The sequence below is a fragment of the Prevotella intermedia ATCC 25611 = DSM 20706 genome (genome assembly GCF_001953955.1).
GTDB lineage: Bacteria > Bacteroidota > Bacteroidia > Bacteroidales > Bacteroidaceae > Prevotella > Prevotella intermedia.
The window spans coordinates 168396-182788 of sequence record NZ_CP019300.1 but is presented as its reverse complement, the minus strand read 5'-3'; the positions used below and the strand labels follow the sequence as shown (position 1 = coordinate 182788).

The 14393-nt window shown below is 44.9% G+C and carries 10 protein-coding genes; 3 read left to right on the top strand and 7 right to left on the bottom strand.

Features of this window, described 5'->3' with window-relative positions; translation table 11 throughout:
* Positions 1-151: 151 nt before the first annotated feature.
* Both BWX39_RS00780 and BWX39_RS00775 read right to left on the bottom strand, forming a co-directional pair.
* Positions 152-1495: an adenylyltransferase/cytidyltransferase family protein gene (locus BWX39_RS00780; RefSeq protein ID WP_028905480.1), complete on the bottom strand. Its 1344-nt coding sequence runs from the start codon at positions 1493-1495 to the stop codon at positions 152-154.
* 6 nt (positions 1496-1501) lie between these two features.
* Complete coding sequence (locus BWX39_RS00775; RefSeq protein WP_172460530.1) at positions 1502-2581, bottom strand: pyridoxal-phosphate-dependent aminotransferase family protein; 1080 nt, start codon at positions 2579-2581, stop codon at positions 1502-1504.
* Positions 2582-2675: 94 nt separating this feature from the next.
* Here BWX39_RS00775 and BWX39_RS00770 point away from each other — a divergent pair, with 94 nt between their 5' ends.
* A complete protein-coding gene (locus BWX39_RS00770; protein WP_028905478.1) occupies positions 2676-3725 on the top strand; it encodes a CDP-glycerol glycerophosphotransferase family protein in 1050 nt (349 codons plus the stop codon).
* A 384-nt stretch (positions 3726-4109) separates the two neighbouring features.
* Here the strand turns inward: BWX39_RS00770 and BWX39_RS00765 are convergent, their stop codons facing one another.
* Both BWX39_RS00765 and BWX39_RS00760 read right to left on the bottom strand, forming a co-directional pair.
* Positions 4110-4973, bottom strand: coding sequence for a LicD family protein (locus BWX39_RS00765; protein WP_036860533.1), 864 nt, complete (start codon positions 4971-4973; stop codon positions 4110-4112).
* 22 nt (positions 4974-4995) lie between these two features.
* Positions 4996-5943 carry a lysophospholipid acyltransferase family protein gene (locus BWX39_RS00760; RefSeq protein WP_028905476.1) on the bottom strand — a complete coding sequence of 316 codons (948 nt, stop codon included), beginning with the start codon at positions 5941-5943 and terminating at the stop codon, positions 4996-4998.
* 463 nt (positions 5944-6406) lie between these two features.
* Between BWX39_RS00760 and BWX39_RS00750 the strand changes: the two genes are divergently transcribed.
* Together BWX39_RS00750 and BWX39_RS00740 are read left to right on the top strand one after the other, a co-directional pair.
* Positions 6407-7294, top strand: a complete 888-nt coding sequence (locus BWX39_RS00750; protein WP_028905475.1) for a DMT family transporter — start codon at positions 6407-6409, stop codon at positions 7292-7294.
* A 285-nt stretch (positions 7295-7579) separates the two neighbouring features.
* Entirely contained in the window at positions 7580-8797 is a 1218-nt protein-coding gene (locus BWX39_RS00740; protein WP_076123142.1) for an ISL3 family transposase, read from the top strand.
* 192 nt (positions 8798-8989) lie between these two features.
* On the opposite strand, the gene BWX39_RS00735 is transcribed toward BWX39_RS00740, so the two are convergent.
* Genes BWX39_RS00735 through miaB form a run of 3 tightly spaced genes read right to left on the bottom strand, consistent with a single transcriptional unit; the run spans position 8990 to position 14197 of the window.
* Complete coding sequence (locus tag BWX39_RS00735) at positions 8990-10939, bottom strand: LTA synthase family protein (RefSeq protein ID WP_028905880.1); 1950 nt, start codon at positions 10937-10939, stop codon at positions 8990-8992.
* A 27-nt stretch (positions 10940-10966) separates the two neighbouring features.
* Positions 10967-12826 (bottom strand): ABC transporter ATP-binding protein, encoded by a 1860-nt coding sequence (locus BWX39_RS00730; protein ID WP_028905881.1) that lies wholly within the window; start codon positions 12824-12826, stop codon positions 10967-10969.
* A gap of 39 nt (positions 12827-12865) precedes the next feature.
* The gene (miaB, locus tag BWX39_RS00725; RefSeq protein ID WP_028905882.1) at positions 12866-14197 is read right to left on the bottom strand and encodes a tRNA (N6-isopentenyl adenosine(37)-C2)-methylthiotransferase MiaB; all 1332 of its coding nucleotides are present in this window, start codon (positions 14195-14197) and stop codon (positions 12866-12868) included.
* Between the last annotated feature and the right edge of the window lie 196 nt (positions 14198-14393).

Sequence of the window (14393 nt, the reverse complement as noted above, 5' to 3'; positions counted from 1 at the left end):
TTTTACCGTGCAAAACAGCCGCTTTTGGAATGCAAAACAATAGGTTTTACAACACGTTGATAACGAAGTAGTTACATAACAGATATGTCTGTGAAAAATATTTATACTGTTATCGTGCATTTCTTGCCTATGGTTTTACAACCAACGAGCATTATATCAGCACCGTATCTTTGCGTTGGTAGAAGTCGGCAGTGATGCTGGCGATGGCTTCCGACACGTCTTTGCTGACGTAAGAAAGGTTGCGCTGGCTCTGAATAGACTTGATGAAGGTGAGCAGTTCGTAGCGAATGCCTTCGCCGTCAAGCTGGTAGAAGTAGCGTTTGTTGTCGCTTGGGTTCTCTCGACGCACTTCGAAATAGTCGGTTTTCCACCACGGAGCAGGCACGTAGATGTAGCCTTCTGTGCCCGAAATAACGAGTTCGCCCTCCGATTTTATGCCTTGTCCGACCTTCAACGATGCCACTGCGTGGGGATAAATGAACGATATTTTAGTGAAAGTATCGAAGTTTGGCGCATCGTCTATAAGGTGCGTGCAGATGGTTTTGTCGGTATAGTCGGTTCCCAATAGTTGGAAGATGGGCAGAAGCGATGTCGGTGCCCACGCACAAAAGCTGTTCCACGTATATGGTAGTTCGTCTTTATTCTCGGTGTTGTAGTGAGAAAGGCTCGTGCAAGTGGCGTCGATGGAGTATATCTTGCCTATTTTCCCACTCTTTGCAAGCAGGCATAAGCGGTCGTATGCCATAGAATAAGCCGTTTTTATAGAGTCCATCAAGATGAGTCCCCGCTCGTCTGCAATGCTGTTGAGCTCTTTCCACTCTTCGTTGTTGAGCGAAATGGGCGACTCGCATAGCACGTGCTTCCCCGACAGCAATGCTTCCTTTATGTGTGCATAATGCTTTTCTGGGTGCGAAATGATGTAAACGGCATCTGAAACTTCGAGCAACTCGGTGTAAGTGTGGGTAAACAGTTGTACTACATCGCGCAGATTGCCAAGTTTTCGGTCGCTTTCGGTGTAGACACCGCTGATGTTTATGCCGTTTACAAACTTGCTTTCGTGTACGAATTTGTTGATAATGGGCGATTCGCCAACCAGTCCGATGCGTATTTCGCGTAGGTCTGAGCGCAGTTCGGTGCTGGAAATGCCCTTTGTTCTTTCGAGATAAACCACCTCGCAGTATTCGGAGAGGTAGTCGAACTTGCCCCGCCAGTCTGAACCTACGGTGAAAATATCGACGTTCATACGCTTTATGTCGTCTATTTTCTGTCCTTCGTACTCCTCAATGACAATCTCGTCAGCCAAGCCAGTGGACCTTACGTTTTCTATTCGCTCCACAAGCGATTGCTGAACGTTTATCTTTCCGCGTTCACGGTCGAAGGTATCGGCCGTTACACCCACTATCAGGTAGTCGCCCAAAACCTTTGCCCGCTCCAATAAACGCACGTGTCCTTTGTGCAATAAGTCGTAAGTTCCGTAGGTAATAACCTTTTTCATAGTTGTTTAAAGTTTGCCAATTTTATGTAATTCGTCGAAGGCTGCCACGAGAGTAGAGTTGTCTGCGGGCGTCAGTGCGCCAATGTGTCCTACACGGAACACCGTATCGCGCATATCGCCGCCGTTCGGACAAATCCAAATACCATACTCGTCTTTCAGCGTTTCAAATATGCTGAATGCCGAATTGTTCAGCGGGTGCAACGAGGTTACGGCATTTGAGGGCGATTGTGTGATAGGTTCCAAGGGCAGATGGGCTATTTTCTGGCGGAAGTCCATAGCCAAATTGCGGGTTCGTTCTATTTCGGCTGCAACACCGCCATTGCGCTCTATCTCCTTCAGACGGCAGTGAATTTGCAGCAATATGCCCACGGCAGGAGTGTAAGGTGTTTGTCCACGTTCGCCATTACGCAGTGCATCTTTTAGGTTTAAGTACATACAACGGACGTCGTTGCACTCTATACGCTCGATAGCTCGTGGCGAAAGAACGATGACAGAGATACCCGGAGGACAGGCTAAGGCCTTCTGCGAGCCTGTAATCATAACGTCGGCACCCAATCGTTTCATATCAAACTCGTCGGCAAGGAAGGAGCTTATGGCATCGACAAGTAGGAAAAGGTTGTTGCGACGGCAGAATTTGCTGATTAAATCAATGTCATAATGCACGCCCGTAGAGGTCTCGCCAACATTCACAAGAAAGGCTGTGTAGCCCTGTCCGTCGTACTGTTCGAGCATTTCGGCAGTGATTTGCTGTCCTGTTTCCATCTTGATTACGGTGTGTGGAATGGCGTAGAGTTCGCACAAATCTACAAACCGTTGTCCGAAACTACCACCGTTTACCACCAAGACTTTGTCGTCGGTGGTAAGAAGGTTCATTACAGACGCCTCCATGGAAGCCGTTCCCGAACCTGTTATGAATACCACGCGGGCATCGTCGTCTGCTTTTGCAAACTCTTTCATAAGTTGTTCGTTCTCCTTCATCGTAGCGGAGAACTCAGAGGTGCGGAAATATGGCACTTGCTCTGCACCTATTTCTCTTACTGCATCAGCCGACATTACGGGGCCTACTGTGAAATTAAGCATATTCATAACCGTGTTATTATCATATATAATATGCAAAGTTACAGCTTTTTTTTCGCTTTGTCGTTGAATTAAACTATCTTTGCATAAAAATATAACAACAATGCGCATTTTACTATTTTGTGAGAACAAATATGCCGTAGATATTCTGCAGCCTATCCAAACCGAAGCCGACAAAGAGGGCGGCAACAATGTGTTGTGGTATGTACACCAAGAAAAGATACCCGAATTTCCATTAAAAGACAGTGTGAAATGGACAAACAGCATACAGGAGAGCTTCGATTTCAGTCCTGAAGCCATCTATGTGCCGGGGAATATCGTGCCTTACTACTTGCCAGGGGTGAAAATTCAGATATTCCACGGCTATGCTGCGGAGAAGAAAGACCATTGGGTGATACGCCGTTACTTCGATATTTACTGCACGCAAGGAGCCTATTTTACAAGTCATTTCTCTGCATTGGCAAAGAAGTATGGCGACTTCTCGGTGGTGGAAACTGGGTGGACACGTCAAGACTATATATTTGCGCATCGCCACGACTTCGACACCGAAAAGGCAGAACTGCTGCAAGAGCACGCTTGCGAGCGCATTGTGGTTTATGCACCAACGTTCTCGCCCAAGCTGACATCGATACCTTTTATCCTCGACGACCTGCGCAAGCTTGCCGATACACGCCCTGTTCTGGTTATCATAAAGCTGCACCCACTGACCAAAACAGAATGGGTGGAAGCCTGCCGAGCACTTGCCGACAGCCACAAAAACATTATAATGGTAGGTGAATTTGCCCTTACAAAATACCTGCTGATGGCTGATGTGGTGGTGAGCGATACCTCTTCGGCAATCTACGAGGCACTCTTGATGGATAAACCAGTTATAACGCTCAATGCCATATCGAAGGATTTGTATTGGAAGAACATCACCGATGCTTCGCAACTGTGCGATGCTTACGACGATGTATTTACGAATAAGGAGATTGCAGCCCTGCGCAAATGGGTGATAGACAACTACGACCCTTACCTCGATGGGCAGTGTGCGCACCGTATGCTAAACGCTGCACGCGACTTCATAGCCCGCAACGGTGTGCCACGCCAGCGCAAACTGAACCTTTGGCGCAAGTACACAAGCATTAAAACCTTCGGAAAAATAAAGCGATAGCCACTGTACTGTTATAAGAAAATGCAGTAGGGAAAAGATGTAAAACGTGTAAATATTTTTCACAAGCGCAACTATTGTGTAACTACTTTGCTATCAACGTGTTGCAAAACCTATTGTTTTGCGTTCCAAAAGCGGCTGTTTTGCACGGTAAAAGCGTAGGTTTTGCATCGCAAAACAGCCGCTTTCGCAACGTCAAAACGCAGTTATCACTTTTTAAGAGAATTATCTTTACAAAACAAGTGTGATAAACTGCCATTGCTGCATCGGAAAACTTGCTTTAAAATACAATGCGGGACTGCCCATCGAAGGACAATCCCGCATTCTCTTTTATAATATTAAAGTTGTGTCGAACCATAATAACGATGAAACAAAAGAGCATTTTGCTTACGCTTTCTTCATCGAAACAGAACCTTTATAGTCTTTGTAGGGCGACTTCATATCCATATAGCGGAAATTCTGTGGCGGTATTTCCTTCGGCATTTCCATATAGTTGCCATAACAATAAGAAAGGTAGGCATCGGGTTGGGCTACTCCCATAAGCTCTATTCCCTCAAACATAATGGGCGTAGGCGTACCATAGACCTCCTTGGGGAGTATGCCTCGTTCGGGGCGATTGTCGTGGTCGGCTGCCAATTTGCTATCCGAATACGAGTATTCCGACTGTATTTTGGTGAGCACCCGATGTATTTTCTGTGGTGAAAGTATCTTTTGCAGGGTTTTGTAGAACAGGCAACCAATACCTTTTCCGTGCTTGTAAGGGTCGCGCTGCGAGTAGTAGAGCAGTTTGTTTACGAAGTCGTAGCGTAGATAATGGTACTTACGGGCAAGTTTGTTCTCGGTCATTCCGTCGATAGGGAACACATCTACGGGAATGCCACCTAAGAATTTGAAGCTGCGACGCAGTATGTAAGTAGTGCGCTTGTCTTGTATGCGTGCGAATTGGTAGGGGTAATGGTTTGCTTTCGTGTAGTCTACAAGTTCGTATTCTTCGGGCAACCATTCGTTGGCGTGCGCCAACAGCACCTCGTAGTCGTGGCGTGGAAGAGCTACATCGGCATCGTCGTCCCATGGAATGAAGCCGTGGTGGCGCACCGCTCCAAGCATTGTGCCTGCAATCATAAAGTATTGCAGGTTGTGTTCGCGGCAAACCTTATCAATAGCTTTCAGTATGCCTAAGATAATGTGTTGCATTTCTTTCGTCTCTTCAAGACTTATGCGTTTTTCGTCCTTTGCTTGTGGTATGTTCATTGTTGTTTTAAAATGGTGTAAATTAATCTTTTTGTTTCTTTCTCAGTACTTTTCCGTCTACTACTTCCCACTTTTCGTTGAACTCTTCGCGAGTTCTTTTCCAGCGGTTGTGGCTCCATAGGTAGTAGGCGGGAGTGTTCTTTATGTTTTCTTCGAGCATTCGGAAGTAGGTATCGGTAATCTCAAACTCGGCTGCTTCGGTAGGTGTTTCGGTCATAAGCTGCATTTCGCACTCATAGTAGCCACGCTTTGGGCGGCGCATATAGCCGTAGAAGCAGACTTGGTTGGTGTGTCGGACAATGCGTTCGGCACCTGTGAGCACAGGCGTATCGTGATGCAGAAAGTCTATCCAATGGTGTATGTTCCACCAAAGCGGCGTCTGGTCGGCAATGTAACCTACGACAATCGACTTGCTGTTGTGCTTGAAACCGATGATTTTGCGTAGCGATTCCTGCATCGGAATGCAAAGAGCGTTTTGTCGTTCGCGCACTTTCTTGAACAAATGGTCTAACGGTTCGTTCTCTAAGGGGTGGTAGAGTTCGCAGCATTGTGCGTGTTTGGGAATCCAATGGGGCAGCGAGGTTATCCATTCCCAGTTGCAATAGTGCCCCAAGTACACGGCACACGAACCGCCGTTGTTCAGCACTTCGTTGAATTTCTCCATGCCCGTGAACTTCATTCGCTTGCGCAGGGCATCGGGCGACATCGTCATTAGCTTGATGGTTTCTACGATATAATCGCAGAACCAATGGTAAAAGCCTTTTTCAATGGTACGCAATTCGGCTTCTGTTTTATTGGGAAAGCTCTCTTTCAGATTCTTCCAAATAACCTTATGGCGATATTTCACCACCTTTGAAACAAGGAAGTAGAGACAGTCGGACAATAAAAAAAGAAAACGGAATGGCAACAGCGAGAGGATAAACCAAAAGCCGTATGCTATTCCGTAAAGTATTTTATTCTTGATATTCATCTGTTTTTCTGTTTGTTAATACGTATGCATAGGCGCGCTTACCTTGTACGTTGTCAAACAAAAGTATACGACTGCAAATGTACTTATTTGCTTTGATATAACCTTATTTTATTTTCATAAATTCTATTATTTATCTTTGTAAGCTCCATTTTTTCTGTTTTTCTTCACCTTATTCTGCTTTTTTGCCGTTAATAATACCAAAATCAGGCACTCGTTTCAAGGTTATTGCAAAGCATCTTCGTAACTTTGCACACGCAAAATGCTGCAAAGATACAATATTATCGAGCATTTCTAACACTTATCCCAATGCCTGACACGACCTATAGGCAGATGTTGGCTTACGATATACACAAAAAGTAAAATAGCATACACGCACCATTAAGGAGTGAAGAAAGTTAGTGCTACGCCAAGACGAAGGCACTATGGCAAACTGCCGTATATCTCCATTATAACAAATCATTAGATGTCGTCTACAATAAAAGGTTTTTTCAATGCCAGTATCTCGGGCATTACGTTTGGATTAATCCCCCTGTTCGCCGTTCCCGTGCTTGCCACAGGTATGCACTCTACGTCCGTTTTGATTTATCGTTACGCTTTTGGCTGCCTCGCTATGTTAGGTATGCTTATGTTTCATCGCACCAGAATGTGGCTTGCTTTTGGCGATTTCTTGCGCATATTGTTCCTTTCTTCTGCGTACGCTGCATCGTCTATCGCCCTTATAGAGGGCTATAACTATATGGCAAGCGGCATTGCTACCACGCTATTATTCTCTTATCCCGTATGGACTTGCCTGCTCTCGGTGGTGTTTCTGCACGAACGACTATCGGCAACTACAGCTATCTCCATTGCCATAGCGGTTGCTGGCGTGTTCTTTCTTTCGGGAATACTCGACGGTGGAGGCGGCATGGAGGGCTTTACTGGTTTGTTCTTGCTCCTCGCTTCGGGTTTTCTCTATGCCGTTTATATGGTAGCCTTCCCCCGAATGCGTATCCGTAAGATGCCATCGCTCAAGCTTACATTCTACATATTTTTCTTTGCGATGCTCATTCTGGCACTCTATGGCACCTTTACACGAGGGCGTATAGACCCGATAGACACCAATAGTCAGCTCATCAATTTGTTTTTATTGGGCTTGGTACCCACTGCCATAAGCAACGTAACGCTTATTATCTCGCTAAAGCAGATAAGCAGCACCATGGCAGCTGTGCTTGGAGTATTCGAACCTATGACAGCTATGTGCGTGGGCATACTTCTTTTCGGCGAACCACTCACGCTTCCTATCGTTGTTGGCTTTGTGCTTATCATTGTCGCTGTGCTTATTTTGGTGCTCAGCAAACGTAAAACTGGTTGAACCAATAAAACGCTTACGCCCCATTGTAAATCCGCCAACAAGAGCATTTATATGTGTAAATATTTTTCATAAGTATAATAATTATATAACAACCTTATTATCAACGCTTTATAAAACCTATTGTTTTGCATTCCAAAAGCGGCTGTTTTGCACGGTAAAAGCGTAGGTTTTGCAGCGCAAAAGAGCCGCTTTCGCGGTTCATCGCATAATTGCGTTGGTTTGTTTAGATTATCACATAAAATAGACTCACATTTCATATCTTTGTAGAGACCAACCTATCAAGAAATGAATGCAAGCCTATTAAACCATCTTCAGGGTGTCAAGGACTATACCTTCAGCGGTTCTGTCTACAAAGATAAGCGATTATTTTTAAACTTATTCTATAATCCCAAAGGATTTTGTCATTGTCCTAATTGTCGTAGCCGTAAACTAATCAAATACGGAAAGGTCCATCGTGATATCCGTGCTTTACCAGTAGGCTCAACTCCTACGATACTTCATTTGACCCTTCAGCGTTACCAATGCAAGAATTGTCACCATGTCTTTCAGTCCAGAATACCGTTTACCAACGGAGAGGCAAGTTATACAAAGAAGTTTCAGGCTTATATCCTGGACCTTTTACGCCTTGGTCTTACAATCAGTGCGGTGGCAAGGCATCTGAGGATAAACTGGCATGTTGTAAAAGATATCCACAAGGCTCATCTGCACAAACACTACCGCAATCCCAATCTGAAAGGATTAAGATGCATAGGCATAGACGAGTTCGCTGTCCATAAGGGTCAGATTTATAAGACAATAGTCGTTGACCACGAAACAGGACGTATAGTATATGTAGGCAATGGGAGGTCAAAGGAGGCCTTGGCAAAATTCTGGAGGAGAGTAAAGAGATTGAAAGTAAAGATAGAAGTTGTAAGCTCAGACCTCTCCGCCGCATTCATTTCCTCAGTAGGGCAAAATGCTCCCGACGCGATACATGTATATGATAGGTTCCATATCGTACAGCTCGTAGCTCAAGCGATGGACAAGACCAGACGCTCCGTATATAAGCAAACCACTGATATGGAACAGAGGAAGGTCATAAAAGGTAATAGATGGATACTGCTGAGGAAGGAACCTGAAAAATCAGACAAGAAGTATAAGAAGAGATTGGATAATATATTAGAAACAAACAAACCCTTAGCCACTGCATATTACCTGTATGAGGACATAGATCAGATATGGATGCAGAAAAACAAGGAAGAGGCTCTGAGACAATTAGAGTATTGGTGCAGACAGGCACAAGAGAGTAAGCTCTATTGTTTCAAGAAGGCTGCGGCTTCACTCATGGCCAGAAGAACTGGAATATCAGCATGGTATGATTACCAAATATCCAATGCAAGAGTCGAAGGAATAAACAATAAGATAAAAATGATAAAGAGAAAGGCATATGGATTTAGAGATGAGAAATACTTCGAGTTAATCTTGCTCGGATTATATGATGAAACCAACGCAATTATGCGATGAACCGCTTTCGCAATGTCAAAGTGCAGCTATCACTTTTTAAGAGAATTATCTTTACAAATTAGAGAAGCTATTAAAAAGAACAAGGCAGATAAAGATTACTTTATCTGCCTTGTTCTTATATAATCCATAGAGCTTAATGATAGTTCTTTATACAGTATGTTTTCTTGTGGAAAATCCCCACCAACACAGTGCTTACCTAAGTTTATTGTTTACCATACGGTACATATACTGATAAATAATTGCCTTTAATTCGCGTTCCATCTGTGCTTGTTCGGGTATTTTGCCTACGAGATTGTGCTGCATAAGCAGGTCTTTCAGACTATAAATGCCTGTTACTCGGTTGCCGTCGAACTGCATTGTGTAGCCGTTCTTCGTGTATTGGTACACTCCGTTGATATAGTTGAGCGCGTAAGTCTGCTGCGGTGGCGTGTTGAGAAGGTCGCAACCAAACGAAAGATAAGGCTTGTTGTAGCCTAAAATGCCAAAGACGGTCGGCATAATGTCTGTTTGCTGTGCGATGCCGGCACGCTTTTCGGGTTTTATTTCGCCCGATGGGTCGTAGAGAATGAAGGGTGCGCTGAATTCGCCAATGTCGGTTTTGTATTGTTGGTGGTTGCTTTGGTTGGTGTGGTCGCTTACTAATATAAAGATGGTATTCTTGAACCAAGGTTGCTTTCGGGCACTTTCAAAGAAACGGCCGATAGCCATATCGGTGTAACGAATGCATTTGTGGATAGGCAGCTGACCGCCTTTGAATTGGTCTTTGTATTTGTCTGGCACGACAAAGGGGTGATGACTTGAGACTGTAAACAAAGCCGTCATAAACGGTTGCTTCATTTCGCCCATCTTTGCGCAATAGTATTGCAGGAAAGGTTCGTCCCAAATGCCCCAGTTTCCATCGAAGTCGGCATCGCCGCCAAAGCGTTTGTCCTGCGCATAATCCTGTCTGCCATAGTATTTTTGAAAGCCTATCTTGTTGGCAAAGGCAAGGAAACCCATTGAACCGCGGTTAGCTCCGTGGAAGAAAGCTGTTTGATAGCCCCACTTTGAAAGATGTCCGGGAATGCCTGTGTAGTCGTTCATAGAGGCGGGAGTCAGTATGAAAGGTTCTATGAACATCGGAATACCGCACAAGGAAGAAGGCATTCCGTCGATGCTCTTGTGTCCGTTGGCATACGAATACTCAAAAACGGTGCTTTCCTTGATAAGTTTATCTACGTTTGGCGTATAGCCTTTGTAGCGTCCGCCTTCGAGTTGTGTGTTGTAAGCACCGATATATTCGCGTCCAAAACTTTCAACAATCAGTATGACAACATTCTTTTTGTTGGCTTTTACTTCTGCATTGGGCGTATGAATGGGATTGAAGAACTTTGCAGATGCATCGAGAGAAGCAAAGGTTGCAGGCACTTTGAAAATGCTTTTGCCGATGGTTCGCATCAGTGCGAAAGGCGTATTCAGTACCAAAGCGCACTCGATGGGGCGTTTCACATATTCGTTGGCATTGCTAATCGTAATAGGACGCACACCACTTTGCAGTCCGCCACGTGCTCCGCCCACACAAATGACAGCGGCAAGTGCCAACGATAGGAAGTTGATTCCTGCAAATTGCCACTTCTTTTGAGGCGTATTGAAGTTGGAAGCGTTGCTCTTTGGCATTCTGTAAAGCTTGTACATACCCCACACTACGACTATGAAAAGCAACACGAAATACCAATGGTTCACAACTTCTGTGGTGAAAATGCCTCCTAAATTGTTCTCGTTGTCGAACTCTCGGAATACACTTGTTGTGGTTCGGCGCAGCGTAAAGGGGAAATAGACGGCGTCGCAGAGGTTTAAGAACAAGCCAATGGCATTCACGACGACGAATAACCAACGGCAGAAACGATGATAAGCGTCTGTTTCTTTTAGCCAAAGCGGGAATAGCATCAGCAGAATGTAGAGTGCGTTGCTGTACACAAGGGCTGTGGTGTCGAACATTAAGCCGCCTCGGAACATTCTCATCAAATGCCCAAAGTTCAGCCCCTCTTTGAAGAAAGAATAGTTTTCAAGCAGGTAAGCCACGCGGGCAACGAGATAAACCAAATATGCCAACACAACATTTGCAACCAAAGAGAGCAATGGTTGTAAATGTTGTGTTGGCATACTTTTTTGTTTGACGCTGTCATTGAATTATATTTCTTGCATATCGTGCAGCTTTTTGTAATATCCGTTGAGCTGCATTAACTCGTCGTGTGTACCTCTTTCCACGATTTCTCCTTCGTGCATAACGCATATTTCGTCGGAGTTTTTAATGGTTGAAAGGCGGTGTGCCACTGCAATTGTCGTGCGCGTCTTCATTAATTTGTAGAGTGCGTCTTGCACCAGACGTTCGCTTTCGGTGTCGAGAGCCGACGTTGCCTCGTCAAGAATAAGGATAGGAGGGTTCTTTAGAATGGCGCGGGCAATGCTGACACGCTGCCGTTGTCCGCCAGACAGTCTGCCACCACGGTCGCCAATGTTTGTTTCGTAGCCTTTTTCAGTCTGCGAAATAAAGTCGTGGGCGTTTGCAATCTTCGCAGCCTCAACGATTCCGTTGTCGTCAGCCGCCACTCCGAAAGAGATGTTGTTCTTGAATGTATCGTTAAAAAGAATGGCTTCTTGGTTCACATTGCCGATAAGGTGGCGCAAATCGTGTAGCCCGAGTTCTTTTATATTGATGCCGTCAATTAGTATTTCGCCTTCTTGCACATCGTAATAGCGAGGAATAAGGTCGAGCAATGTAGACTTTCCGCTACCACTTTGTCCAACAAGTGCAATGGTTTTGCCTTTCGGAATAATCAAATTAATGTTACGCAAAACCCACTTTGGCTCTGTTGTTCCGTCTTCTTTTATAATCGTATCGTATGCAAAGCTGACGTTACGGAACTCTATTTGGTGGTTGAAAACCTCAATATGCTTCGGTTCTTCCACTTCTTTTATTGTATTTTCTGCCATCAATATCTTGTCAATTCGCTCCATCGAAGCCAATCCTTTTGCGATGTTGTAGCCCGCTTTTGATATTTCTTTCAGCGGATTGAGAATGCTATACAGAATAACAAGATAGTAAATAAAGGTAGGACCGCTTATGACAGGAGACTCTCCCAATACGAGCGTACCGCCAAACCACAGCACAACGATAATCATAATGGTGCCAAGAAATTCGCTCATGGGGTGCGCCATCTGCTGTCGAATGTTCACGCGCATAATGTCGTTGCGGTACATAGAGTTTATTTTATGAAACCTTTGGTTCATCATGCCCTCTGCACAGAAAGCTTTGATGATGCGCAAACCGCCCAAAGTCTCTTCTACTTGGCTCATCGTATCGCTCCAAAGGGCTTGTGCCGTAATGCTGCTTTGCTTTAATTTCCTGCCCACAATGCCCATAAACGAGGCAAAGAGAGGAACGAAAAGCAAGGTAAAAATCGTCAGTTGCCACGAAATAACCATCAAAGTAATGAAGTAAATCAATACGAGGATTGGATTTTTGAACAGCAAATCGAGCGAAGACATTACGGAAGTGTCTACTTCCTGCACATCACCGCTCATTCTTGCAATAATATCTCCCTTTCTCTCTTCGCTGAAAAAGCCAAGCGAAAGCGATGTTATCTTCTGGTAAAGCTGATTGCGAATGTCGCGGACGACACCCGTTCTGACTGGAATAATAGAAGCTGAAGACAGGAAATAAGCACCTGTTTTCAGGAAAGTCATAAAGCCCATTATCAAGCCGATGATAAGCAATGTCGTCGTTGGCCCCCAATCTGCGATGAACATTTGCGTGTAGTAGTCGGCGTTGTTTGCCAAAACATCTTTAAAAGAGCCATCGCTCCACGCCATAACCTGCGTTGCCTTGATGCCTGTGTTTACTTTAAACAGTATCTGGAGCAACGGAATGAGTGCCGCAAACGAGAAGATGTTCAGTAAAGCAGATAGGATATTGAAGGTAACCGACCATACAAGATACTTCTTATAAGGTGGAACAAACCTGCGCAATATTTGGAGAAATTCTTTCATAACTTACAAAGTTGTACGTTTAAGTGAAGACCTGCAACCTTATTCCACTACTTCTCCAATGAGCGTAGCCGAACTTGAGCCTGTTATGCGCACTCGTACGGTGTCGCCTATATGGTGGTTGCCGCGTGGAATAATAACGGCTTTGTTTTGCTCGGTGCGTCCCATAAGCTGCTCGCGGCTGCGTTTGCTGAAGCGTTCAATTAGCACATCGAACTCTTTTCCTTCGTCTTTCTTGTTCTGAATAGCCGAAATCTCGGTCTGAAGTTTTATGAGCTCATTCAGACGGCGTACCTTTTCCTCTTCCGAAATGTTGTCGGGCAAATGCTTTGCTGCGTAGGTTCCGGGTCGTTCTGAATATTTGAACATAAAGGCAGAGTCGAATTGGCATTCACGAACCAGCGATAGTGTGAGTTCTTGGTCTTCCAACGTTTCGTTGTGATAGCCCACAAAGATGTCGGTTGTGAGTCCGCAGTTCGGAATAATTCGGCGAATGGCTGCCACTTTCTCCAAGTAGTCTTCACGAGTGTACTTGCGGTTCATATTCTTCAGCACGGTGTTGCTGCCGCTTTGTGCAGGGAAATGGATATGGTTGCAAAGGTTTGGCTCGTCGGCTACTGCGTGCAGAATATCCTCCGTCATATCTTCGGGATTGGAAGTAGAGAAGCGCACACGCATATCGGGTACGCTTTGTGCCACCTTACGCAGCAGTTCGGCAAACGATGTTCCGTTTTCCGGGCGTTTTCCGTTTGGCAATAGTCCGTAGGAATTTACGTTCTGACCTAACAGTGTAACCTCCTTGAAGCCTCTGTCGTGCAAGTCTTTCACCTCACGCAATATGCTTTCCACGTCGCGCGAACGTTCCCTGCCTCGTGTAAACGGCACGATGCAATAGTGGCAGAAGTTGTTGCAGCCACGCATAATGCTCACGAAGCCCGATACACGGTTGCCGCCAATGCGCTGTGGCACGATGTCGCGGTAGGTTTCGGTGGTAGAAAGGTCTACGTCCATTGCGTTGTGTCCGTTTTCGCAGCGTGCTATCATCTCGGGCAAGTTCAGATACGAGTCGGGTCCGCATACAAGATTGGCGTGGTGATTGTCAATCAAATCCTTGCGAACACGCTCTGCCATACACCCCAACACGCCGAGAATGACTTCTCTGCCTTTCTTCTTTTCGGCGTAAAGAGTTTCCAAACGGTTGTAAATCTTGTTTTCTGCGTTTTCTCGTATGGAGCAAGTATTGAGGAAAATAGCGTCAGCCTCGTCTTCGTTCTCACACGCATCGTATCCTGCCATCTTCATAACGGAAGCAACAACTTCCGAGTCTGCCACATTCATCTGGCAGCCGTATGTCTCTATATAGAGTTTTTTCATTAACTTTCCTTCTTGTTTTTTCAGCGTGCAAAGGTACGTATTTGTTGGCAGAATAGCAAGTATTTACACATTACTTATTATAGTATAAACCTTAAAAACATCTTGCAAAGTAGATGCTCAGAAAAATATGACGTCATTTTTTGCCAAATATGACGTCATATTTGCGCGAATATGACGTCATATTTGAAAAAGACTA

Excerpts from the sequence above, each read along its gene's own strand:
- BWX39_RS00780 (WP_028905480.1), bottom strand. The coding sequence starts at position 1,495 with ATGAAAAAGGTTATTACCTACGGAACTTACGACTTATTGCACAAAGGA.
- BWX39_RS00775 (WP_172460530.1), bottom strand. The coding sequence starts at position 2,581 with ATGAATATGCTTAATTTCACAGTAGGCCCCGTAATGTCGGCTGATGCA.
- BWX39_RS00770 (WP_028905478.1), top strand. The coding sequence starts at position 2,676 with ATGCGCATTTTACTATTTTGTGAGAACAAATATGCCGTAGATATTCTG.
- BWX39_RS00765 (WP_036860533.1), bottom strand. The coding sequence starts at position 4,973 with ATGAACATACCACAAGCAAAGGACGAAAAACGCATAAGTCTTGAAGAG.
- BWX39_RS00760 (WP_028905476.1), bottom strand. The coding sequence starts at position 5,943 with ATGAATATCAAGAATAAAATACTTTACGGAATAGCATACGGCTTTTGG.
- BWX39_RS00750 (WP_028905475.1), top strand. The coding sequence starts at position 6,407 with ATGTCGTCTACAATAAAAGGTTTTTTCAATGCCAGTATCTCGGGCATT.
- BWX39_RS00740 (WP_076123142.1), top strand. The coding sequence starts at position 7,580 with ATGAATGCAAGCCTATTAAACCATCTTCAGGGTGTCAAGGACTATACC.
- BWX39_RS00735 (WP_028905880.1), bottom strand. The coding sequence starts at position 10,939 with ATGCCAACACAACATTTACAACCATTGCTCTCTTTGGTTGCAAATGTT.
- BWX39_RS00730 (WP_028905881.1), bottom strand. The coding sequence starts at position 12,826 with ATGAAAGAATTTCTCCAAATATTGCGCAGGTTTGTTCCACCTTATAAG.
- miaB (WP_028905882.1), bottom strand. The coding sequence starts at position 14,197 with ATGAAAAAACTCTATATAGAGACATACGGCTGCCAGATGAATGTGGCA.